General features: G+C 45.7%; 19 protein-coding genes. 9 read left to right on the top strand and 10 right to left on the bottom strand.

Features of this window, described 5'->3' with window-relative positions; translation table 11 throughout:
• Together AC5EF3_RS11940 and AC5EF3_RS11945 are read left to right on the top strand one after the other, a co-directional pair.
• The coding region (locus tag AC5EF3_RS11940) for a DUF4197 family protein (protein ID WP_493548201.1) at nucleotides 1-191 on the top strand (191 nt) is incomplete at its 5' end.
• A 6-nt stretch (nucleotides 192-197) separates the two neighbouring features.
• Nucleotides 198-1,160, top strand: a complete 963-nt coding sequence (locus AC5EF3_RS11945) for an alpha/beta hydrolase (protein WP_015826788.1) — start codon at nucleotides 198-200, stop codon at nucleotides 1,158-1,160.
• A gap of 66 nt (nucleotides 1,161-1,226) precedes the next feature.
• Here AC5EF3_RS11945 and AC5EF3_RS11950 read toward each other — a convergent pair whose 3' ends face one another.
• From AC5EF3_RS11950 to AC5EF3_RS11960, 3 genes are all read right to left on the bottom strand, one after another.
• On the bottom strand, nucleotides 1,227-2,159 hold the full coding sequence (locus tag AC5EF3_RS11950; RefSeq protein ID WP_015826789.1) for an acyl-ACP thioesterase: 933 nt from the start codon (nucleotides 2,157-2,159) through the stop codon (nucleotides 1,227-1,229).
• A gap of 39 nt (nucleotides 2,160-2,198) precedes the next feature.
• Nucleotides 2,199-2,672, bottom strand: a complete 474-nt coding sequence (locus AC5EF3_RS11955; protein ID WP_015826790.1) for a transcriptional repressor — start codon at nucleotides 2,670-2,672, stop codon at nucleotides 2,199-2,201.
• A 227-nt stretch (nucleotides 2,673-2,899) separates the two neighbouring features.
• Entirely contained in the window at nucleotides 2,900-3,601 is a 702-nt protein-coding gene (locus AC5EF3_RS11960) for an OmpW/AlkL family protein (RefSeq protein ID WP_493548202.1), read from the bottom strand.
• A 524-nt stretch (nucleotides 3,602-4,125) separates the two neighbouring features.
• Between AC5EF3_RS11960 and AC5EF3_RS11965 the strand changes: the two genes are divergently transcribed.
• Entirely contained in the window at nucleotides 4,126-4,491 is a 366-nt protein-coding gene (locus AC5EF3_RS11965) for a hypothetical protein (protein ID WP_015826792.1), read from the top strand.
• A 239-nt stretch (nucleotides 4,492-4,730) separates the two neighbouring features.
• Here AC5EF3_RS11965 and AC5EF3_RS11970 read toward each other — a convergent pair whose 3' ends face one another.
• On the bottom strand, nucleotides 4,731-6,422 hold the full coding sequence (locus AC5EF3_RS11970; RefSeq protein ID WP_493548203.1) for a vWA domain-containing protein: 1,692 nt from the start codon (nucleotides 6,420-6,422) through the stop codon (nucleotides 4,731-4,733).
• Between the two features lie 151 nt (nucleotides 6,423-6,573).
• A complete protein-coding gene (locus AC5EF3_RS11975; protein ID WP_493548204.1) occupies nucleotides 6,574-8,442 on the bottom strand; it encodes a DUF885 domain-containing protein in 1,869 nt (622 codons plus the stop codon).
• A 97-nt stretch (nucleotides 8,443-8,539) separates the two neighbouring features.
• Between AC5EF3_RS11975 and AC5EF3_RS11980 the strand changes: the two genes are divergently transcribed.
• Complete coding sequence (locus tag AC5EF3_RS11980) at nucleotides 8,540-9,355, top strand: SapC family protein (protein ID WP_015826795.1); 816 nt, start codon at nucleotides 8,540-8,542, stop codon at nucleotides 9,353-9,355.
• Nucleotides 9,356-9,544: 189 nt separating this feature from the next.
• Nucleotides 9,545-11,683, top strand: a complete 2,139-nt coding sequence (locus tag AC5EF3_RS11985; protein WP_493548205.1) for a protein-disulfide reductase DsbD family protein — start codon at nucleotides 9,545-9,547, stop codon at nucleotides 11,681-11,683.
• A 227-nt stretch (nucleotides 11,684-11,910) separates the two neighbouring features.
• Here the strand turns inward: AC5EF3_RS11985 and AC5EF3_RS11990 are convergent, their stop codons facing one another.
• Complete coding sequence (locus AC5EF3_RS11990; RefSeq protein WP_493548206.1) at nucleotides 11,911-12,417, bottom strand: hypothetical protein; 507 nt, start codon at nucleotides 12,415-12,417, stop codon at nucleotides 11,911-11,913.
• 183 nt (nucleotides 12,418-12,600) lie between these two features.
• Between AC5EF3_RS11990 and hisS the strand changes: the two genes are divergently transcribed.
• The 4 genes from hisS to AC5EF3_RS12010 all read left to right on the top strand — a co-directional run bounded on the left by hisS (nucleotide 12,601) and on the right by AC5EF3_RS12010 (nucleotide 17,848).
• The gene (gene hisS, locus AC5EF3_RS11995) at nucleotides 12,601-14,112 is read left to right on the top strand and encodes a histidine--tRNA ligase (RefSeq protein ID WP_015826799.1); all 1,512 of its coding nucleotides are present in this window, start codon (nucleotides 12,601-12,603) and stop codon (nucleotides 14,110-14,112) included.
• On the top strand, nucleotides 14,109-15,254 hold the full coding sequence (locus AC5EF3_RS12000) for an ATP phosphoribosyltransferase regulatory subunit (RefSeq protein ID WP_493548207.1): 1,146 nt from the start codon (nucleotides 14,109-14,111) through the stop codon (nucleotides 15,252-15,254). The genes hisS and AC5EF3_RS12000 overlap by 4 nt, the downstream gene beginning before the upstream one ends.
• Nucleotides 15,251-16,207, top strand: coding sequence for an ATP phosphoribosyltransferase (gene hisG / locus AC5EF3_RS12005; RefSeq protein WP_015826801.1), 957 nt, complete (start codon nucleotides 15,251-15,253; stop codon nucleotides 16,205-16,207). Before AC5EF3_RS12000 ends, hisG begins: the two co-directional genes overlap by 4 nt.
• A 504-nt stretch (nucleotides 16,208-16,711) precedes the next feature.
• Nucleotides 16,712-17,848: a glycerophosphodiester phosphodiesterase family protein gene (locus AC5EF3_RS12010; RefSeq protein ID WP_493548208.1), complete on the top strand. Its 1,137-nt coding sequence runs from the start codon at nucleotides 16,712-16,714 to the stop codon at nucleotides 17,846-17,848.
• Between the two features lie 88 nt (nucleotides 17,849-17,936).
• Here AC5EF3_RS12010 and AC5EF3_RS12015 read toward each other — a convergent pair whose 3' ends face one another.
• The 4 genes from AC5EF3_RS12015 to AC5EF3_RS12030 form a co-directional block, all read right to left on the bottom strand.
• Complete coding sequence (locus AC5EF3_RS12015) at nucleotides 17,937-19,691, bottom strand: alkaline phosphatase D family protein (protein ID WP_493548209.1); 1,755 nt, start codon at nucleotides 19,689-19,691, stop codon at nucleotides 17,937-17,939.
• 156 nt (nucleotides 19,692-19,847) lie between these two features.
• The gene (locus AC5EF3_RS12020; RefSeq protein ID WP_493548210.1) at nucleotides 19,848-22,283 is read right to left on the bottom strand and encodes a TonB-dependent receptor; all 2,436 of its coding nucleotides are present in this window, start codon (nucleotides 22,281-22,283) and stop codon (nucleotides 19,848-19,850) included.
• Between the two features lie 280 nt (nucleotides 22,284-22,563).
• Entirely contained in the window at nucleotides 22,564-23,553 is a 990-nt protein-coding gene (locus AC5EF3_RS12025; RefSeq protein WP_493548211.1) for a Cif family virulence factor, read from the bottom strand.
• 156 nt (nucleotides 23,554-23,709) lie between these two features.
• A partial coding sequence (locus AC5EF3_RS12030) for a TCP-1/cpn60 chaperonin family protein (protein WP_493548212.1) occupies nucleotides 23,710-24,476 on the bottom strand: 767 nt, incomplete at its 5' end.

A 24,476-nucleotide genomic window follows, 5' to 3' on the forward strand; every position in this document is an offset into this window, starting at 1 on the left:
TGGCTGAAAAAGTTGTCGGTCAATATTTACCTTCCGAAATGGTTTCAAGTGTGCGAAGTGAATTGATAACCCATGCTGTTGATGGGGCGCTTGATGGATTATTTTATTATCTTGCTGAAGAAGAGCAGGCTATAAGGAATGATCCAGTTAAACAGACAACAAAGCTCTTAAAAAGAGTATTTGGAGGCTAGCTTCTCTTGCTACGCAGATTTCGAGTTGAATTAGATTCCGGTGAAGTGGCCGGTATTTCCTTTGGTGAACCGACGCAACCAACACAGGCGTTGTTTCTTCATGCGAATGGCTTTAATGCCATGACCTATCAATCTATTCTCCAGCCTTTGGGGAATATGTGGCATGTGTCCGCAATTGATTTGCGTGGGCATGGCCGTACGCGTCTGGAAACAGACCCTAAAAAACTGAAAAGTTGGAATGTATTTCGGGATGATGTCATTCAGGTCATTGAAAAAATAGCACCTGAAGGATTGGTTCTGGCTGGCCATTCCATGGGAGCAACGATAGCCATGTTGGTGGCTGGAAAACGCCCTGATCTTGTGAAGGGGATTGTGTTAGCAGATCCTGTTATTCTATCTCCACTAAGTTATATGGCTTTTCACATTCCTTTATTGTCTTCACTTATTGGCTCACAGATACCTCAGGCCAAAGGTAGTTTGAAGCGACGTGTTGATTTCTCAAGTTCAGATGAAGCTGAGAGCAATCTTGCTGGACGCGGTGCATTCAAAACGTGGCGTACACCATTCTTGATTGATTATTTAAGTGATGGCCTTGTGCCGACAGATGGCGTTGCGTGTCGGCTTGCGTGTGATCCGGCTTGGGAAGCGGCTTGCTTTAAGTCTCAGCGGAATCGTCCATGGTCAGCTTTGCATTCTATGAAAAAGCAGCGTTACCCTTTCATTCTGCTGCAAGCAGAGAAAAATTCGACCAGCATTTCTGATATTGATGAGCGCATTCATGCATTTCGTCCAGATGCAGCTGTGACACGTGTTCCCGGCACAACGCATTTCTTGCCTATGGAGCGTCCTTATGTGTTGCGCGATGCCATTAAGATATTGGTTGAAACGGCCGCTGGCCTCAATGATGGAACGGATTATCTCGGCGCAGTGAAGCGCACGATTAATGCATCTATTGGACAGATTTATTAGTCTAATATTTGAAAAAATTGAATTCAAAAGCTTTGCCCGCCTCAAAAATGAGGTGGGCTTTTTGCTTTAAAGCCACATGCCTTGGGGAATTGCTCTCTGCATAATCTCAAAAGCATCAGGTGGAGGCATAATTGATTTACGTGTATCCAAATCAAAACGGATTAGGGTGGCTTGCAATGTCGCGTATGCCATATGCGTCACTGGATCCATAAACCAATAGAAAGTTCCCCATGTTTTGCCGGTAACATGCGCGAGGCCTGCATAGATATTGTAGCAATCTCCAGACCTTGGTAGGTTTTGAAAAGCAAATCTGTATTCCAGCGCTGCTGTTCCTATGCGTTTACCGTCAGCTTCTCCAATTCTTGGGCTTCGTGTCATATCAACTTCGAGTGCATCTGCTAGATGAGGTGCAGAATCGGAGACTTTTCCAATGAAATATTCTGTTCTCATATTTCCAAAAACATCACATTGATCCGGCATGATCATGCCTGTTCCTATTTGGATGGAACCGATTCTTGTGACATCGTCCATTGTTGGTGGAGCTTTGGGAGGGACATCCATTGGAATGGAGCGAGGGGCCAGTATTTCTGGCATTACTGCTGGAATGGATTTGAATATTTCGGCTGTTTTAGGCGACCATAGAAAAGCTTGACCGGTATGAATGTCTACATGTTCCAGTTCAAATCTAAACACAGCGCAGGGTGAACCATCTAAATGGTTAAGCTGCATATAGATTTTAGCGGAGGAAACATGTGTTTCGATGACACCCGCCTGCATAAAAATAGGGACACCTGCATGCGCTTCTTTTACGAATCTGACGTGAAGCTCTTTGAGTTTTACCGTCGAAGGGGCGTTTGATTTGAATGCGTTGGGCATGCCCGTTTTGGAACAAAATACACCAATACCTTCCATAAGCTTGGCCAGATAGAAACGCACATTCATGTGCCCCATTTCATCTGTTTCCCATGCGTTCGGTGATCCGCGATAAACTTCAATCATGAGGATTTTTCCTGTCGGTGGGTATTTAGCTATAGGAGGTTAAACTGAAATCTGACATTTTTCGCAGATGCCACGTACTTCTATGACAGCATTTAAAAATTTAAACGACATGTCCTGCGTTTCTTGTTTTAGAGCAGAAAATGTAGATTCGGCATGCATTTCTTTTGCAGATTCACATCTTTCGCAAATGAGGAAAGCAGCAGCATGTCCATGTCCGCGATGCCCACATGCGACATAAGCATTTAGGCTTTCAATTTTATGCGCCAGACCTTGTTGGAGCAAAAAGTCTAAGGCTCGGTATATTGTTGGCGGTTTGGCTGGCGTGGTATCTTCTTTGCTCAATTGCTCCAGAAGGTCATATGCTTTGGCAGGAGATTTGGCTGCCAGCAATAATTCAAGCACACGCTTGCGAAGCGGTGTCAGTCTGACGCCGTTTTCTTCGCTGATGCGTGCTGCTTCCGCTAAAGCATCTTTGGGGTTGCCACTAGAGCAAGATAGGTGAGTCTCTGTCATCTATGCAGTTTCAGCTTTTCAACGCGGATCGACAAGCGGGATTTGTAAAAAAGGTTAAAAAAAAGCACCAACTCCGTTTAATAAAGGAGGATTGGTGCTTTGAGTTTAGGTCCTTCATACGAGGGCGCATGAATTTGGTGTAGTGATGGTCGAACTTGCTACCTTTAAGGCAGGTGTTTCCGTCACTTTTAATTTAAGGTGTTCAGATTTCGCGGTGGGCTAAATATCTAAAATTTATACCCCATACCAATTCCGACGATTAGTGGGTTTATATCAACATCGGCATCAACGATGACTGAATCTGCACTTAGGGCTGCGCCGAGGGCAGTTGTTAGATCAACAGTAACATCAGTGTTAATCCAGATTTTTTTGACATCCACATTGAGTGCCCAGCCGCCTTTTTCTCCATCAAGATCGTAGTCAAAACCAGCTTGCAGGGCGGGGCCAAAGCTTGGGTCATAATCAATTGAGTCTGCGACATCGCCTTCATCTTCATTGAAGAATAATGTGTAATTGATGCCGGCGCCGACATATGGCTTGAAAGCCCCCATTTGAGTGAAGTGATATTGCGCTGTTAGAGTTGGAGGGAGTAACCAAACATCACCCAGACCTACAGTGCCAAGTTCTCCGACAACAGGAACAACCAGCCCTTGTGTGTTTACGTCATGCGGTGTGACACCCAGAATAAGCTCAAATGCGATGTTATCGTTGAGGAAATAGGATATATCCAATTCAGGCACATAACTTTGATCAATGTCGACATCGCCGACAAGATCTGCGCCGCCAACTGAGATATTGGCCGATTCATCAGGAATGACATTTAGCGCACGCACACGAACCATCCATGGGTTATCAGCTTCTGCCATCGCTGCGCCTGTCCCGAAGCACACAATTGCGGCGGCTGCGAGAGATTTCAATATATGGCTCATGGTTTTCCCCTTTTTCAAATCTGGGATGTTTGAACAATGAGCGACTATCCCTCGCTCAATGTCCTTATTTAATCTATGGATATATAACCATTTAAAAAATATGGAATAGATGGCAGGTTGCCGCACGGCAGGTTGACGCAGATCAGACGTTTAAAATGAGGGTGAGCGAAAAGGGACACCTAATTTTGCTCAGATACTTTGTTCCAAAACCTGAGAAATTGAGTTCAAAGAGAATCGATTCAGGAACAAATTGGATCAATTCATGTGAATCCAATCGAGAATTCTCGTGATATTTGTTCTGCTACAAATTTTTTTTGAGAACATTTTTTTATTTTGGAACAAAACTAGATTCTAGGCGTTTCTTCCGTGGGTGTTGAATCTGTTGAATTATTCTAAATTTGTCAGTTGGTAGCGCACTTTTGAGTCCTTAAACGGTAAATTTACTGTTAATGGCATGAGAACAAAAAGTGCTTGAATGAGAACAAAAACGGAATATAAAGGATAAATCAGAACGGAGAGAGAACATGTTTCAATCAATCAATTTTTGCGGTTTCAGCGGTCAATCATATAAATTTGAAGCTATTAAGCTTCGTGACGAGTCTTGGACCAGCCAAGCAGGCATCGTGCTTTTTACTGCGGCAGATGGCCGTGTGATCAAGCTGGCTGAGCAATTTGGTAAAGTAGAAGATATTACAGCGATCTGGCGCTGGCGCGAAGCGCAACGTTTTGGTGCAACACACATGTATATCCGCCGTCAGAAAGACAGAAACGTGCGCATGGCTGAGATTGATGACCTTCGTACAGGTCTAAATCCAGTCTGTGATACGCAAGATTCAGCTTTCGAGGCTGGCTCTGAAAGCGCGCGTATCATCATGCCGTTGGCTGCATAATCGGGTTTGGGAATAAGAAAAGCGCCCCAGAATAGGGTGCTTTATGATCTCTGTTTCGTTTGATTGAGCTCATTATGCAGTTGGCAAATCACAAGAGACTCCCGTTTCGGTCTTTTTTGATGCCAAGTATTTCTTTCGCCCCATCGCCCGAGAAATTATTTCCGGCACCCACCGGAACTGCATATTGATAACACCCGTAGCGTCTCGCCCACGCTGCGGGTGTTTTTTGTCATATAGATTTATTCGCCATTGTTTCCATTTTGACGAAGCGTTTCCTGAGCAGCTGCCGTCTTGGCGGCGCGGGCTAATTGCACAAATTCAGCACGATAGCCAAATTCATCTTTGCCTTTGGATTTGTTCGCGAGTTTGATAACTGCATCATATCCAAAACTATCTGCTAGATATGGATCTTGTTTTAGCAATTGTCCGTATCCAGCAACTGCCGTTGCAAATTGAACATAGGTTGGTGCTTGATCCATGGATGAAGAGTTATTGTCCTGCGTCACAGGAAATTGGATCAGATTTGATGTATCTTCCCCTGGCTTTTTATAACGCAATTTCAAATAGGCGAGTTCTGAAGAATTGGCCGTAAATTCTGTCTTTTCTCCATAGCGAGTTTCATCAATCAGCGCTGCATCTGAGCCAACAGGTGTGATTTCATAAATTGCTGTAACTGTGTGGCCGGCACCAATATCGCCCGCATCAACTTTATCATTGTTGAAATCTTCACGGTTCAACATCCGTGTTTCATAGCCGATGAGGCGGTATTCTTGAATGTGAGCGGGGTTAAACTCCATCTGGATTTTAACATCGTTTGCAATGGTGAACATGGAGCCAGATAGGTCATCATTAAGCACTTTGCGCGCTTCATTCAGCGTGTCGATATAGGATGCCATACCGTTTCCGGCTTGTGCGATTTTTTGCATCATCGCATCATTATAATTACCGCGCCCAAAACCCAGCACCGATAAATACACGCCAGATTCGCGTTTGCGGGCGACAAAGTCTTCTAAGCGCTCATCGGACGTCACGCCGACATTGAAATCACCATCGGTGAGCAGCATGACGCGGTTGACGCTGGCGGCATCATAATTTTGTTCAGCCAATGAATAGGCGAGACGAAGCCCTTCACCGCCAGCTGTTGATCCACCGGCAGAAAGATTATCAAGAGCTGCAAAAATCTTTGATTTTTCAGATCCTTTGGTTGGTTCTAATACCGTGCCCGCAGCGCCGGCATAGACGACGACCGAAATGTGGTCGTCTTCATCCATCTTGTCGATCAGAAGTTTGAGCGCTTTCTTCGCGAGCGGAAGTTTGTCCTCATGATTCATTGAACCAGAGACGTCGACAAGGAGTGTCAGATTGAGAGGAGGTTGCTCGGTTCGATCTAGATCATATCCTTTGATACCAACATGCATAAGCTGTTTACCTTCAGCCCATGGCGCTGGCACGACATTCACATGCGTTGCGAAAGGTACGTCTTTAGACGCTGGTATTGGGTAATCATAATCAAAATAATTGATCAATTCTTCAATGCGCACCGCATCTTTGGGAGGTAAATTTCCATCATTCAAGAAGGAGCGGACATTGGAATAAGAGGCTGTATCGACATCTATGGAGAAGGTGGAAACAGGATCTTCGGATACGAGCTTGACTGGGTTTGTGTCTACGTCTTCATATTTATCGCGATCAAGTTGTGATGGTAGGCTTGTTGGCATTGGCGCAGGCGCTGACATCGTCATCATACCAAGAGAGTGTTTACTAAGCATGCTAGGCGAAGGCGGCGGTGGTGGAGGCGGTGCTTCCGCATAAGCTTCATCGGCAGTGACTGCGACTTCTTCCTGTGCTTGTTCGGTTTTTTGTGAGCTGGAACAGGCCACTAGAATGAGAATCGAAGCTGACCCCAATAAAGCAATATATTTGTGTTTCATGTCGCGTCCCCTTACGTGCCGTTTGTCATAGCAGATAGCATTTAAAACTGTTGTGCACCTGCTGCGTGTGAGTTTGCTGCAGGTTACTGATATGTCATCTCACGCTGTGAATAAGGCGGTTTGTGGGCCGTGTGATGCCGACATCAAGAATTTACTCTTGTATAATTTGCGACTGCTCGCTGATCCAATCTGTGATGTCTGTCTCAACAACCGATAAGGGGCGAGCGCCATTGGTCAGCAAAACATCATGAAATGCTTTGAGGTTGAATTTGTTGCCAAGTGCTTGATCTGCTTGCTTGCGAAGGCGACGAATTTCATTGCGTCCCAAGATAGCGGCGCATGCCAATGTGGGGTGTACAATGTATTGGTCGACCTCTGTTTGCATCAAAGCGTATGAATATCCAGTTGTATCGACAAGGTATTGTGTGGCTTGTTCACGCGACCAATTTTGGTCATGAATGCCGGTATCGACGACAAGGCGAGCAGCTTGAAATAGGAGAGATTGTAAATAGCCAATACGATCTAAAGGAGCGTCAGCGTATATGCCCATTTCATCTGCCAGATCTTCGGCATATAAATCCCATCCCTCTACATATGTGGGAAAGTTTGCGAGTTGAAGTAGAGGCGGTGTTTCAATTGTCTGGCGAATGGCGTTTTGAAGCAATCGTCCCGGAATAGTTTCATGATAGCTAAATGTTGCAAGCGACCAAATTGGTCCTGAGAACACATATTGCGGTGCGGTACTGGCTGTTGGGAGCTCATCTGAAGACGTTGTGGTTTCTTCCAATTGGGTGGGAGGAGATTGATAAAAATTTTCAGGGGTGGAATGCATTAACTGAGCTGTAAGAGCTTCAATATCGTTGGATGCAGAAGGGTATGTTGAAAATGCCTGCGATAGTTTCTCTTCCATGCTTGATATGTGCATATCGAGCATCTGTAAAAATTGCTGATGGCCTTCTTGTGTGTTTTCAAAAAGATATTCGGGAGAAGTGCTCAATTGAATGAGACGTTCAGCGACGGCACCATCTGACAATTCTTGATTGATCAGCATGAGATCAAGTTCAGAAGAAATTTCAGCTACAAGATTGAGGCCGATGTCGTGAATTTCTTGAGGCGTTTTTGTTTGAGATGGGTATGTGTTTAATAGCGCTTGGTAGTAATTTTTGCCGTCTTTTATGGCTGAAAGTCCGATAGGGCCAGACATTCCAGATTTGGCTTGCGTGACCGTATCAATTAAACGCTGATAGGTGGGGCGTATCTGGTCTTCTAACGCCAATTTAGCTTGGTTGAGCAATGACTGACCAGCTTTGACGTCGAGGTCTTCTAAATATTCTAGCCCATATTGAAGCGTGGTCACAAAGCTGCTGTTTTCAGTTGGTGCATTATAAATCAACTGCGCATTTGTGATGATCTGATCTAGGATAAAATCAGGGGGCGTGATCCCTTTTTTTACGTCGAGGGAAAAGCGGTCAATCTCGTCATCTATTGCGTTGGCGACACTGCTTAGGCGCTCTACATATTCCTGTGCATCTCGCAAGCTATTGATGGGATGAGAATGCGTTAGAAAATTAGGTAGCTCAAGATAGGCCCCGTCCAGATGTGTTATGACATAAGGTCTAGTGGAGAAAAGGTCGGTTTCACCAAAGACAAAAGTGCTGAAACGTGCAGAATTTGTGAGAAGTATTTCCAGCGTGTCATATGTGTTTTTTTGTGTTGGAGACAAAAGATCTTTGTTTATTGCCGATAATGATTGGAGTTCTTCGAGCCGCGTAACTTGAATTTCACTCGCTGAGGCCGTTGAGCGATCATCTAAAGAGTGACTTTGAGCATCTGAAAAAGATTTTATTTTGTCTTCAAACTTAGCACCCAGCTCGGGTGAGTGTTTAATCTCTTCTCTAGTAATCGTATAAACCAGATTTTCAAATACTTGATCAGCTGCTTTGTGTTTTGGTTGACAACCAGAAAGAGTTGCAATTCCAAGTAAACAAGAAAATGCCATAAAATATTGGAGTCTATTCATTTCTATCGAATTCCTGCAATTGGACGATCAAAGTTTGGTTGTGAACAAATCACTTTTCCGTTAATAGCATCTAATCATCAAGGCAGGAGCTACAATTATGGACAGCAACACAGGTGGCGCTCAGCCCCAACAACCTGAACTTTCAGGCAATGTATTATTTTATAATAACCCAGTCCCTTTAACACTAGAAGCGCACAAAAATCTCGGTGTTAAGCAGGTAACCAACCCGTTTACATTTTTGCGTTCTGCGCACGCTATTCCGGTGACCGTAAGTGAATTTGGTATTGCATCAGCTTCATATCCTATCATTTTTGTTGGTGAAGAAAAAACACCCGTCGCTGTCACAGGTGTTCGTCAAGGTGAAAATGAATTCGTGAGTGATGCAGGTATTCCTGATCCTGATCACTATGTACCAGCTTTTGCGCGCCGTTACCCGTTTGTGTTTGCAGCGGACCAGTCAGCAGACCGTTTGTTGCTTTGTGTTGATACAACAGCACCTATGGTTTCAGAAACACCAGATGTACCTTTCTTTGAAGGTGACCAACCATCTAAGTTCACGCAAGATGCTATGGAATTCTGTAAAGAATTTGAGCGTCAGCGCCGTGCAACAGCTGAATTTGTGAAAATGATAGAAGATGCAGGATTGCTTGAACAGAAATCTGTGTCATTCACACCGCGTGATGCAAATGGACAAGAAGGTCAGCCTCAGAAAATTGCTGATTATTACGCTGTGTCAGAAGAGAAATTGAATGCTCTGGACAATGCAAAATTCATGGAGCTTAAAGAGGCGGGTGCGTTGCCTGCGATTTATGCTCACATGGTATCTTTGCTAAATTGGCCGCGTGTTATTCAGCGCGCTATGCGCCGTCTACAAACAGCTCAGACTGCTGCGGCTCAAGGTCCTGTGTCTTAAGTTAGAAGAATATATATTTTTCAAAAGGCCGGATGCTTAGTGTGTCCGGCCTTTTTTGTACGATATCACGGTCGCCCTATAATTAATCACGTCTTTGTTAGGTGACTAGTCGATAGTGTTTCTTTCGCATATTCAGCCTTAGAATTATAAAAGAGCTATGTCTTAGTTCTGCAATTATGGAATTTATTTATGCGTGCATTTGTCTTTGTCTTTGCGTTTCTGCTAAGTCTGTTTTCTCAAAATGCAGCTTTTTCCGCTCCCGTTGATGCAGGTAATGCGACAGTAGAAGTTATTGCTGAGAGATCTGCTATCGCGCAAGGAGACCGTTTCCTTGGTGCGCTAAAGCTTGATATTGATGAAGGCTGGCATGTCTATTGGCGCAATGCGGGAGATGCAGGTATCGCCCCAAGCATTGCATGGGAGATCACAAGCGGTGCTCAAATCGGTGAATTTTACTGGCCTGCACCTCACACTATCCCATTAGAAACATTGATGAATTATGGGTATGAAGACCAATTAGTGCTGCCGTTCGAAATTATCGTCCCGTCTGATTTGAATGTGGGGGACAATCTGATCATGACGGGGAAAGCCGAATATCAGATCTGTTTGGATATCTGTATTTGGGAAGATGCTGATATAGATTTGGTGCTTCCTATTGCTGACATGCCTGAAGCCAATTCAGAAAATAGCCAGTTAATCGCATCTGCTTTAGAAGCAAGTCCAATTGATATGACAGGTAGAGCGACAACCACGCTTGAAGGTGAAGATACGCTACGTTTGTCCATAGCTGATGAGGCATTTGCGGCGAGTTTGGCAGATGCTGATCATGTGCGTTTTTATCCGTATGAGCATGAAATTGAGCATTTTCCTGAGCAAAGTCTTCGTGCTGGGGAGCAGGGTGGAACCTTAAATCTACAGCTTTCGTCTTTAAGTAAAATTGAGCCAACACCGATAGAAGGTATTGTTGTTGTTGATAAAAATGACAAAACGCGTTTTGCTATGAAAGTGCAGGCGCAGATTGGTGATGTGCTCGCTGGTACGGATGATGTTGCCGCAAGTAATAGCCATGCAAAACAAGCTGTTGAGATTGCGGCGACAGCTAGCTTTTCTCAAATTCTTGTCTGGCTTGGATTTGCGTTTGTGGGTGGTTTGATTTTGAATCTGATGCCGTGTGTTCTGCCTGTTTTGACAATTAAGGCAAACGGTTTGGCCCATGCTGCACAACAAGGACAAAGCCAATTAAAGTCACATGGTATTGCGTATCTTGCTGGTGTGCTGACATGTTTTGTCGCGATTGGAATTGTGCTCTTAATGCTGCGCGCAGCAGGGGAACAAGCAGGGCTGGGTTTCCAACTGCAATACCCGCCAATGGTGTTAGGCCTTGCTTTACTTATGTTTATTGTCGGTTTGAACCTGCTTGGCGTGTTTGAAATTGGTTCGTCAGTGATGGGCGTTGGATCCGACCTTGCGAATAAATCTGGTGTAGCGGGTGCATTCTTTACGGGTCTGCTAGCGGCTGTTGTCGGGGCACCTTGTGTGGGGCCATTGCTGGCGGCATCTTTGGGCGCTGTCGTAAGCCAGCCTGCATGGGTGGTGATCTTATTTCTTATCGTTATGGGGAGCGGTTTGGCTGCGCCATTTGTGCTGCTTTCATTCGTGCCGGGGCTTGCCAAAGCCATGCCCAAACCGGGCGGTTGGATGGACATTGTCAAACAGGTTTTGGCTTTCCCGATGTTTTTGACATCCATCTGGTTGTTGTGGGTTTTTGCCGGTCAAAAAGGTGTTGATGCTGCAATTATGGTGCTGACAGCTGCTGTGGTTATTGCGTTTGCTTTGTGGATGTTTGCGCGTCCGAACGCGAATGGCTTAGCAAAATCTGTTGCTGGCGTGTTGATGTTGTGTGCTGTGATTGTGCCTTTTGTGCTGACTGGCGGTGCATCTCATGTGAATGAAGTTGCGAGCAGCGATATTACGACAAAATCTGGCGTCGAAGTGAAGACAGGTGACTGGTCTCCAGAATATGTTGAGGAGCTTCGCGCTGCAGGCACACCGATTTTTGTGGATTTCACAGCACGCTGGTGTGTGACCTGTCAGATGAATAAGCGCATCGCTTTGCATACTGATAAAGTGAAAAATGCATTTGCTGAGCAGGGCGTGGTTTTTTTGACGGCAGATTGGACAAATCGCAATAAATTAATCGCAGATGAGCTGGCTCGCCATAAACGTGCCGGAGTTCCGTTGTATCTTTATTATCCGCCGCAGGGTGATGTTCAGATTTTGCCGCAAATCCTCACAGCAGGATTGGTTGCAAAAACGGTCACCCCGTAAATTAGATATAAGTTTCCTTTGGAAGCTCAAGCTATTTTCATTTCTCTGAATTAGTGTATGAGCTTCGTTCGGATTTTGAAGAACTCAGTAGAGTGATAAAATGAATATACGTTTGATGGATTTATTGACAGTCGGACTAAGTCACTGGAGTGGCGTTTTTGTTGCGTCTTCACTAACCGTTGGTGCCATTTTTGCCGGTTTAGGTGTGGCGTAGTTTAAGCGCTTGCCTATTCAATTGAGCAAGAGCCGATAATTGTGCTGCTATCAATGGCTGGTGCCTTGCCTTCAAAGGTACGAGCAGTCGCTTCAGAAACCATAACCGCATCATCTAGCATTGTGACCAAGCGTTTGAGCGCATCTGCTTGGTCTGCTCCAGTTTGCGCTGTTGAAATTGCATTTAACTGATCGCCAGTTTCTTTGGCCATGCCTCTAAAAATACATTGAAAGTCTTCTGGCCCATCAATCTCTTTGATTTCCCGTGATAGTCTGGCTGCGCTAATGCCAAAGCGCTGTAAATCACTGATAAAACCTTGTGACATTTCTGGCGCATTTAGCGATGGGTAGGCGAGCGCATCGCCTTCAGCCATTTTTGCGGTTTCCAGCAATTGTGCTGCTGTGACACCAAATACGCGCGCATCTTGAGCATCACCTAGAGCCAACGGCGTGGATACACCAAAAGCCAGTGTGAGTATGATCGCTTTTAGCGCATGAGAGCGTGTGTTTTTGTGTTTCATATCTATTATCTTGAAGATGATTGATTAATAGGGCGCAAATATCTTGCCAGACTTGATATGAATATAAGGCAAATAGGCAGGATTCATGCCCATTGAGTTGCTCTCTAGCACTCATTAGGATAGGCCAACCACGTGGTTTTCATGATGAAAATCGCGTTCAACTAATATGGCTTTAAAAAACCTATGTCCACAAACGAAAATACACCAGAAAACGCCGCCAATATGTCAACTGAAACACCTCGTCCTGAAGCACGCAAACCGCGTGGTTTTCAAGACAAACGTGCCCATTTGATTGCAGCTGAGCGCCATCTTGTGGACAAGGTCACGCAGGTTTATGCGCAATGGGGCTTTGAGGGCCTTGATACTGGGCCATTTGAATATGTCGATGCGCTTGGGAAATTCCTGCCAGATACAGACCGTCCAAATGAAGGTGTGTTTGCGCTAGAAGATGATGATGATCAGTGGATGGCGCTGCGCTATGATCACACGGCTCCGCTTGCGCGCTTTGTTGCTGAAAATTGGAATAATATCCCAAAGCCTTTCCGGCGCTATTCTGCTGGTCCGGTTTATCGCAATGAAAAACCAGGTCCGTTTCGTTTCCGTGAGTTTATCCAATGTGATGCAGATGCTGTTGGAGCCGCTGGTCCGGCGGCAGATGCTGAGATGATTGCGATTGCGTCTGAAGCGATGCAGGCATGTGGGGCGCAAGTGGGTGATTACGCGATCCGCGTCAACACACGCCAATTGCTGGATGGTGTGATGCAGGCCGCCGATGTAAAGGACCCTAATAAACGTCTAATCGTTTTGCGTGCACTGGATAAAATGGATCGTCTTGGCGCTGAGGGCGTGAGCGAATTATTGGGCGGCGGACGTAAAGATGAAAGTGGTGATTTCACCGAAGGTGCTGGATTAAATTCTGCTTCTATCGAAACACTGCTCCAGTTTGCTCAAGCTGGTCGCGATACGCGGTCTGAAACGCTGAATGCGCTGGCTGCTATTGCAAATCAAAATGCTGTTGGAACACAAGGTTTGGAAGATTTAAGCGCGATCCATGACATTCTAAACGGTCTTGGCGTGACGGATCAGATGGCGACATTTGATCCGGCAATTGTACGCGGCCTTGAATATTATACGGGTCCAGTTTTTGAAGCAGAATTGCTCAAAGAATTTAAAGACGAGAAGGGCCGTTTAATGCGCTTTGGATCTGTTGGCGGCGGTGGCCGTTATGATGATCTGATTGCGCGTTTCACTGGCGAGCTTGTGCCTGCTACTGGTTTTTCTGTGGGTATTTCGCGTCTTGCTGCTGTGCTTGCAGCTGAAGATGAGGGCGAGCAAAAAGCGGATGGGCCGGTTGTTGTGCTGGCGCTTCAACGTGAGCACATGGCTGATTATTGCTCCATCGCTGCGCAATTGCGGGCGATAGGCGTGAAGGCTGAAGTCTATCTTGGAACATCTGGCATGAAAGCGCAGATGAAATATGCCAATCGCCGCAACGCACCTGCTGTTGTGATTGTGGGTAATCAAGAACGCGAGAGCGGCAAGGTGACGGTCAAAGATCTCGTTGCGGGCGCAAAAGCTGCGGCTGATATCACGGACAATGCTGAATGGCGCGAAGCACGTCCGGGTCAATTTGAGGCGACCCGCGAAGACTTTGCTGCAAAAATCAAGGCCGTTGTGGAGGCCAATAACGCATGAAAACCAAACAATTGATTGAGATGGCCAGCAAGCTAGAAACTGATCTGGCGAATGCCGTTTCCAATAAAAATGCAATATCCATTCAGCCGGCGAATGTATTGCCTGCGTCTATTCTGCTTGAGCTGACAGGTGAGAGTGTAAGAGGGCGATTGTGTAGCTTTACTGCACCTGATGGCGAAGAATTTTGTATGCGGCCTGATATGACAGCGCCTATCGCGCTGGAGATTGCACGCGGTAATCTAAAGGCGAAACGCTATTTGTATTCTGGGTCTGTCTATCGCTTCCCGCAAGCTGGATCTGGGGATGATATTGAATTTGATCAGACCGGATTTGAATGGTTTGGCGAAAAGGGCGGTCCCAAAGAAGATGCCGAAGCATTGGCACTGACACTGGAAACGCTTGCATCGGCAGGCGTGGCAGATGGGGCATTGCGATTTGGTGATAGCGCGCTGTTTTATGCATTGATAGATGCTCTTAAATTAGATGCGCCATGGCCGCAGCGTTTGCGCAAAGCGTTTAATCGCAAGCGTGGGCCGCGCGAATTAATGCAGGCGGCAGGCGAAAGGGCGCAGCGTTCACCTTTGGCATCGGCATTGTCGGCGCTTGATGAAGATGAAGCACGCGCGGCTGTTGAAGAAATGTTTGCAGTTTCAGGTATTTCTGCTGTGGGCGGACGTGATGCGGGCGATATTGCGCAGCGTTTGCGCTCTCTTTCTCAAAGCAATGGAGAAGGGCCGTCTGAAAAAGCGCAAACCGCCATAGAGGCTTTGCTGGACATTAATGCGCCTGCACGCAAAGCCGTAGATGAGATAGCGAAAATTGCCAAAACAGCGGGTGTGAAGTTGGATAAAGCATTGAATGCTTATGTTGAACGGTTGGATGCGCTGGAAGGACTTGGCGCGCCTATGGTGAGCGATGCTGTGTTTGATACAGAATTTGGGCGCCGGTTTGATTATTATGATGGCCTCGTCTTTAAGGTGACCCATTCTGAGCTTGGCGGTTCTTTGCCACTGGCAACAGGTGGGCGCTATGATGGGCTGGTGTCAGGATTATCGGGCGGTAAGATATCCACCAATGCCATTGGTGTGGCTTTGAGGGCGGATCGTATTTGCAGTGTTCTAAATAAGGAGGGCTGCAAATGAGCAAGCTAATCCTGGCAATTCCGTCCAAAGGGCGCTTAAAAGATCAAACTGATAAATACCTAGCCGAGGCGGGCTTTAAGCTAAAGCAAATTGGCGGTGACCGGGCATACTCAGCTGAGTTAAAAGGGGTTGAGGGCGTAGAGATGCGCTTGATGTCTGCGAGTGAAATTGCGCGTGGTGTTCTCAACGGTGAAATACACTTGGGCGTGACTGGTGAAGATCTGCTGCGCGAAAAAGCACCGACAAAATTAGAAAATGATGTGCACCTTCTAAAAGCGCTTGGTTTTGGTCATGCAAATCTGATTGTGGCAGCACCGCAAAGCTGGATTGATGTGGAGAGCATGGCTGATCTTGATGAGGTAGGAGCTGCCTATCAGGAAAAGACCGGACACCGCATGCGTGTGGCGACCAAATATCTACGCTTGGCGCGGGAGTTTTTCGCGCAAAAGGGAGTTGGACACTATCGTATTGTCGAGAGTGCAGGAGCGACAGAGGGCGCGCCGGCATCAGGTACAGCTGAATTGATCGTGGATATCACATCAACAGGCTCTACGCTTGTGGCAAATGGTTTGAAGATTATCGCCGATGGACAGATTTTGGCGTCTGAAGCGCAGCTTGCGGCGAGCAAGAAGGCGGACTGGAATTCGCAGACATTGGAAACACTACGCGCATTGCTAGATAATATCGAAGCAAGGCAGCGAGCTAAGCAATTATGCCAAATTAAATTCCAAAGCGGTATGAGTGAGTCTGTTTTACAGGATATCTTCGATATGCCGCAATCGCGCCTATTCCCCAATGGGGAGGCATTTTGTCCGAGTAATGATGTTCAATTGGTGTGTCGCAAATTGGCAGCGGCAGGTGGTGCCCCTGTGAGCGTACAAAATCTGGAATATATATTCGAAGCAGATAACCCTGTATTTAAAAGATTTTTAGATGACTTACCGCAAGGGTAAGCCATTGTGTGAAATTTTTTTTAAAAAAGAGGCGAGAATGTGTTGACGGTCATGCAATTCTGGACAATAAAGTATGCATAACCGCATCGCGGTTGCGTTTCGGGGAGGAAACGCTCTTAGAAGACCCTGACAAAGGCGGTGAGCAAAGCACTCACCGCCCTTTTTTTGTCTTGAATTCAGATATTTAAATGATAACGGTATCATTTTAACGATATTTCGTAAGTTCAATAATTGAACTTACTGTTGCGCTTGAGTTTACACCTGAAGGTGATTTGTTCAAAAAAACTACACAAAGTAGTATTGATCGCAATGCCTGATTTTATCTGTCGAAATATCCAAATCTTGTGAAAGTCGTTTGATGAGGGGCGCGTATTGTCGATCCGTCTAAAGCTGTTTCTGTGTCATAAAACTATAGCTCAACAGCGTTTAAATAGAGGGTGTGAAAAATGTCATTCGCTAGCCCAAGCTTTCGAAGACATACAGAAAAAAACAAAGGACATAATTGTGAAAATTCACTTCGGGTTAGCGCTCGCTATTGTCGCTCTGGCTGCATGTCAGCCCAAAGCACCGCCTGCATCATCTGATACTGTCGCAGGCTCTCAAATTGTAACTGAAACAGCGATACAAGAACCAATTGTTATCGCGCATCGCGGAGCAAGCGGATATCGCCCTGAGCACACGCTTGAAGCATATAAGCTGGCTATTGAGCAGGGGGCTGATTTTATCGAGCCTGATCTTGTCTTGACCAAGGATGGTGTATTCATCGCACGTCATGAAAATGAAATTGGCTCAACCACCAATGTTGCAGATCACCCTGAATTTGCTGATCGTAAAACCACAAAATCTGTAGAAGCGCCGCCGCATGAAGGTTGGTATAGCGAAGATTTTACATTGGCTGAATTGAAGACATTGCGTTCAAAGGAACGTTTGCCGCAATTTCGTCCGCAAAACACTGAATATGACAATCAATTTGACGTGCCAACGCTGGAAGAAATAATCGACTTTACGCGTGAGCAGAGCAAAATACACAACAGACCTATCGGCCTATATATTGAGCTAAAACACCCAGCTTATTTTTCTGGTATTGATCTGCCAATGGAAGAGGCCTTCTTGAAGGTGCTGGAAGACAAACAATTGAATGCGTTGGAAAGCGATATTCCAATCTATATTCAATGTTTCTGGCCACAAAGCCTTATGCAGATGCGTGATAAGACCGAGCTTCCGCTTGTGTACTTGTTCTCGTCTCAATCTCCGCCAGAAGAGATACTCAAAGCCAATGGTCTTTCTGACTGGAGCCAAATGTACAGCGCTGAAGGTTTAAAGCGGATATCAAGCTTTGCCGATGGCGTAGGGCCAAGTCTTGATCTTGTTCTTCCGAGCATTGTTGAGGGTGAGCGGGTTGAATCAACTCTGATTGCTGATGCACACGAAGCTGGTTTGAAAGTGCACGCATGGACATTGCGCTCAGAGAATATGGCGCTGCCAGAAGCGTATCGTAAAGGTGATCCAAGTCAGGCTGATTATGCAATTCAAACTGGAAACATTGCGCAATTGGCGAGCGATTTATTTGCGGCAGATATTGATGGTCTGTTTTCAGACAATCCAGACATTATTGTTCAAGTTAGAGATGAGCTAAATTAAGTATCTGAGTTCAGGTTTGACCTGAGATAAAAAGAAAGGCTGCACAGTTTAAATTGTGCAGCCTTTTTATTGGGTCGTCAGTTTTAATTTAGAGTGATGTCAGCTTGCTCATGCTGCTATCTTGAGCAGTTGAGCGCATAGATTTTACAGTTTCAACTGTGTAGTTCGGAGTGAAGACATCTGAGACTTTGACGAATTCTGCATCCACGGCATCTTCGCTGAGAGATAGCATTGTGTAGCCACGTCCAAATGCATCAAAGAAACGCACTTCGTCGTTTTTCTCTTCCATCAAAGCATTGATTTGCGGGATAGGCATAATGTCGCCCAAGCCAGCAGATGTGACTGAGGTACATCCAAATTCAACACCGCGCAGTTCACCGTCTTTATCGTGTAAATCATTGGCCCAAGCTGTGTGTGTGTCACCTGTTAAAGTTACAAGGCGGGCATTGGCGGATTTAGCCGCGGCGTAGAGGCGCTCTCTGGCGGCAACATATCCATCCCAAGCATCCATATTCCAAGTCAGACCAAATTTGGAAAATTCGATATATTGCTCAGCATAAGGTGCTTTGGCGTAGATTGCTTTTTTCTGTTCGTCCGACAGTACAGCAGCCACATTTGGTGTTTTTACTTTGGCCATGATGACCTGATTACCAAGCACTTGCCATTTTTTGCCTTCAGATACGGAACGTTTAAATTCTGCCGCTAACCAGTTTTCCTGTACATCGCCCAACATGCTGCGTTCTGGGTTCATTGTTTCGGCAATGATCTCTTGAACTTTAGCCATGCGTTGATCTTCAGGCACTGCCATTGCGTCTCCAAAAGAGAGTGGAATAGAACGCGCTAGCAGACGTGATTCTAGCATAAAGAGGGAGGCGAGGTCACCAATGTCAAACCCGCGATAGATGGAACCAAGGGCTTTGCCTGCATCTGGATCGCGCACTGGCATCCATTCAAGATAAGCTTGGATAGCCTGTGTTTTACGTGTGCTCCACGGGCCTTCGGTCTCTTCTTGGTGGTTTTGCGCGCCTGTTCTGTATGAATCGTTTGCGCTTTCATGGTCATCCCATGAACAATACCAGACAGCACGTGCATGTGCTTTTTGCAAATTCTCGTCAGCTTTATATTGCGCATGGCGTTTACGGTAATCATCGAGGCTAATGATTTCATGAGCAGGTTCGACAATACGTCCGATTTTTGCGCCAACCTCGCTTCCATAACCATCACTGCCATATTCATATAGGTAGTCGCCTAGATGAATAACCGCGTCGACATCATCGCGTTTGGCGATTGCGTCATATACATTGAAAAAACCAAATGGAAAGTTCGAGCAAGATACGACCGCAGCTTTGAAAGGGGCTGTGCCTGTTTTGGGAAGTGTTTTTGCGCGTCCCATTGGAGAGACGACAACACCAGAAACTGTTTCAACGGCGAAGGCGTAGTAATATTGTGTGGCTGGTTTTAATGCTTTGACGTCAATTTTGATTGTGTAGTCACGGTCTTTGTTTGTCGAAAAAACAACGCTTCTTTGCGTAGGAAGAGTTGTAAGGCTGCCTTTTTCCAGTTGGGATAAGTTTTCAATGTCAGATGCTTCTGTTGATATGAAAACCATTCCTTGAATTGGGCCGTTATCAGCAATAGGCGATATGCGCGACCAGAGAATAACCGCGTCTGAAGTTGCATCTCCAGCGGCAACACCATGAGAAAAGCTCGCTTCTCCATCAAAGGCTGTGACTGATTTTTCAGCTTGCCCGAGTGGGCCTGTGGCTTGTGTTGCGCATCCTGCTGCAAGTGCACTGGACGCTGCACCAAAATAGAAAAAACGTCTTCTGGAAATATCCCGCATAATCCCGCTCCATTTCTTAAATGATGATACCCTGCGGCGATATCACCATAGGGCTAGATGCGCTTTTGAGCGCAATAAAAACACGATTACAGCCCGAATAGGGGCCGAAAACCCTTCCCAAAATGATGAATTTCGGGAAGGGCAGGAAAATTCAGCCTAGAACTTGGCTTTTAGTTTCACACCATACCAACGTGGAATGCCGCGAATTGTTGTTGGAATACCAAATGCATCTCCCGTGTTACCATAGTCGATCAGATATTCTTCATCTGTTGCGTTCTCAACAAAAGCGGAAACTTCCCAACCTTTGTTTTCGTTTCGTAGGCCGACTTTGAAATCTAGCAATCCATAGGCATCCTGAAGTTCTTCAGGTGTGTTCTCGTCTGAGAAGTACACTTCGTCTTTCCATACATAAGTTGGCACAGCGAATAGCTCCATTGCGCCCATTGGGAAGTGAAGTTCAGCACCAAGAGACAATGTGTTTTTTGGACTGATACGGAAAGTATTTCCAGCACGCACTTGAGAATTTCCATTAGAGTCTGAATCATCAAACTCAGAGAAGTTGTAACCATATGTTGCAAAGACATCGACATTGTCATGTGCGATCATGAATGCGTCAACTTCAAACCCGTATTGCGTGGCTGCACCTGTGTTTTCAACAAGTGCGACAGGGTTACCTTCTTCACGGAAAGACACCTGAAAGTCTTCATATTCTGAATAATAAACTGAAGATGTCAGACGCAGACGGTTATCAAGGAATTCTCCTTTGAGGCCCAACTCATAGTTTGTCAGGAATTCAGGATCAACAACAGCAAAGCCTGATGTCTCGCTTGCATCTGCGCTTAAACCACCGGGGCGACGTCCGCGTGCGATAGAAGCCCAACCATTTAGATCGTCAGCTAGCTCATAGTTTGCAGCTAGACGCCAAGTAAAGTCTCCATCCGCATTATAAGAGCGTTGTTGCGTGACGCCCTGAGGCGCTGATGAGAACATCGCGTATGAAAAACCAATGAAGCTACCTGGAGAAATAAGGCTCGGCAGAATGACGTCTGTACCCGGGAAGACGGCTTGCGCGGTGCCGCCAAGCGTTGCATTTCCATTTGATACAAATGCAACAGATGAAGTTTCAAATTCTTCTTCAGTGTAACGAAGTCCACCAGTCAAAGTGAGGCGGTCTGTTACATCGTAGGAAATATCTGCAAATACATCCGTCGATGTCAGATCATTGGTTGTGTAGGTGTTTTGTACATATTGTTCATTCAGAGCGATAACTTGACCGCCTGTTAGACCAACCAGTGAGTAGCGCAAAGGGTCGTAAATGTTGAATGCGTTTTCAGCACCGGGCACATTTAAGCTTTGCAAATAGCTAATCATGCCAGCTTGACCACCAAAATTGGCTGCAAATGTAGGCGCGATTAACAGCGCTTGAATTGCGGCTTCATCATTGGAGACAATGAGATTCTGACTGTCATGTTCGTCGAAATAGTTCAGGCCAACAAATCCACGAAGCTTGCCGCCATTGTTGAAATTCAGGCGTAATTCTTGCGAGAATGATTGACCTTTTTGATTTGTTCCAAGTTGCAGAAGATCAGCAGAAGTACCATCAGAATCAAAGGCTTCATCTTGATATTGGTCACGATAGTCTGTGATGGATGTCAACGAGAGATATTCGTTCAGGTCATATTCCAGAATACCTGTGATCGAGAAGATTTCACGGTCTGAACCAAGTCCGCCATCGCGGCCTTGTGTGTTTGTGAAGTTCATCTCAACATCATCATAATAATTGATAGACTTGCTACCTTCAGCACCTGTTGGAATAACAGCAGATCTAAATTCTGTACCTGTAGAGTCGTCGACTTCGTAGTTTGCAATGATGTCGGCTGTAAAGTTCGCTGTTGGAGACCAGTGCGCAGCTAGACGTAGCGCGTCTGTTTTTTGTCCCATAAGGTCTGGTGTCGAAGGATCGTGGTTTTCAATGTAACCATCATAGCTATCGTGCACGCCAGAAAGGCGTAGGGCAAAAGTGTCTGATACAGCCCAGTTGTAAGCCGCTTCAAGACGCTGTGTGTTGTATGAACCCGCGTCAACTTGCACATAACCAGAATTCTCGTCTGTGTTGGCTTTGTTTTGGATGAAGTTAATTCCACCCACAAGTGCGCCTTGGCCAAACAATGTGGGTTGCGGGCCTTTAACAACTTCGATGCGTTCCATGTCGAAATAGGCAAGGCTGGCACCCCAACCCGGACGCGCATTTGATACACCATTGGTGAAGATAGCCACACGCGGTGCACCGCCATCAGATGTCACACCGCGAATGGAAAAACTAGGTGCGTTCAATGATTGCGCTTGAACCTGAAGGCCGGGGATGAAGTCTGCTAATTCTTCAAGGTCGTCAGCATTGATAAGATCAATAAAATCCTGATCTACAGCAGAGACGTTGATTGGAACATCAAGGAGGTTTTCGTCAATTTTTTGAGTTGATACAACAACAGCTTCAAGGCGGCGCTCTGAAACTTCAGCACTTTGAGCGTGGGCAGTATTTATGGAAAGACCCGCTAGAATTGCGGACGAGCAGAAAAGAACAGACTTCTTCATTGGATGACCCCGAAAATGATATGCGTAAATGCGGGGATTTATGGTGAGTTCTGTGACAGTTATCCTAGCGTTTTAGTGACAGTTATTTGACGTTTCAACAAATTATGAAGTCCAAGCCTATCTAGGGTGTCTGTAAAATTGGAATTGCTATTCTAAATACGCTTTGTGTTGTTTGGTACGTTGGGTTTGTTGTTGTTCGCGCTGTATGAAAAAAGGCGGCTCCAGCGAAGGAGCCGTCTTTCTTATGTGTTCTGAAACTCAGATGTGAAGCTCAGTGAAATTAGTCATAGGTTGCCAATTGTCGGTAAATGCGAAGCTCACCGCTGTCTTGTCTCTTCCAGAGAGTAATACCTTTTCCCGTAGAGATGCCAGACGCGTCACCAGCTCGCCATGTCGCTACATAGCTCATAATTGTAATGACATGGTCATCATGGACTTCTATGTACTGTGTTTGGTTTGTCAGCGCATCAAAGATAGGCAATTCTTTAATGTAATTACCAATGAATTCATCGATCGCTGCACGGCCCATTTCCGGCGTTTTGAAGTGAGGGACAAGCATTGCTTCATCATCGAAAAAGAGTTTCCAAGTCTCGCCATCGCCGCGCAAAATGACATTTGATTGGAGTAAGTTTAGGCCGGCAAGCTCAAATGCTTGAGGGTGGCTAAAATTTACGCGCGGCGTATGCGCCATAATGGCGGATGGATAGTCTTTAAATCCCATATATGGATTAAGCTCGGGATAGTGGTCTTGGAAATTCCAACTAATTATTTCTAGAGTTATTTGATCTGGTGCAGCGACATTCCAGATTTCAAAATAATCTCCTGAGACTGTGTTGGAAATATCAGTTTCATGTGGCGACAAATCAAAAGTAAAGGAGCCTCTGACGAATAATTTGGGGCCAATAGTAAGTATTTCATCAAGTGTGCGTGTGTGATTTGAAACTGCAAATGTATCTGAGAACGCCTTAAAATAAGCGATGGCATTGTCTTGCCCAATGGCTGATTTTTGCAACTCTGGAAGGATTTTTACATCTTTTGAAAAGTATGCATCCTTTGAGGTCAACTTGCCTTGAAAGGCGGTCTGTATGAAGGTTTCGTGGTGGGTTTGGAGTTGCTGCGCTATTTCTGGTGGGAGGTCATCATAAATGTTTTCAGCGCTCTGGGCGTTTGCAGGCAATTGAACAATGCTGATCAATAAAAGGCAGGACAATAAGCCGGATAGCCGACGTGGCAGATAGGTTAGGTAATATTCAATGTGATAGTTTGTCATTCTCATTTCTCCCCAAAGTGTATTGGGTGAATTGAAATGCTACAAATGTGGTATATTTGCGGCAAATGAGACTGTTCTGTTGGTTTTAACAAAAAGGCGGCTCCCGCGAAGGAACCGCCTTTCTTATATGCCGTAAGACGATTGGTTGGTTTGAGCTTAGAAGCCCATGCCACCCATACCGCCCATTCCACCCATACCGCCCATGTCAGGCATGCCGCCACCAGCAGGAGCATCTTTAACAGGTGCGTCACAGATTGCAGCTTCAGTTGTGATGATCAAAGATGCGATAGACGCTGCGTTTTGCAAGGATGAACGAACCACTTTAGTTGGGTCGATAATACCAGCTGCTACAAGGTCACAATATTCTTCTTTTTGAGCATCAAATCCGTAAGAGATAGATTTGTCAGCAAGAATTGCGTTCACAACGACAGAACCTTCAACACCAGCGTTTTGAACGATCTGACGTAGAGGTGCTTGAAGTGCTTTTGTGACGATGTCGATACCGGCTTGTTCGTCAACATTTGAGCCTTTAACTTTAAGGGCAGAAGATGCACGAAGAAGCGCTGTACCACCACCTGGGACGATACCTTCTTCAACAGCAGCACGTGTGGCGTTAAGTGCGTCATCAACGCGGTCTTTACGCTCTTTCACTTCAACTTCAGTTGCACCACCAACTTTGATAACGGCAACACCGCCAGCAAGTTTAGCAAGACGCTCTTGAAGTTTTTCTTTGTCGTATTCTGATGTTGTGTTTTCGATTTGCGCACGGATTTGAGCAACGCGGCCTTCGATGTCAGCTTTGTCGCCAGCACCATCAACGATAACAGTTTCGTCTTTTGTGATTGATACGCGTTTCGCTGTACCAAGCATTTCAAGAGATACGTTCTCTAGTTTGATGCCAAGGTCTTCAGAAATCACTGTAC

The organism is Hirschia sp., assembly GCF_058892565.1.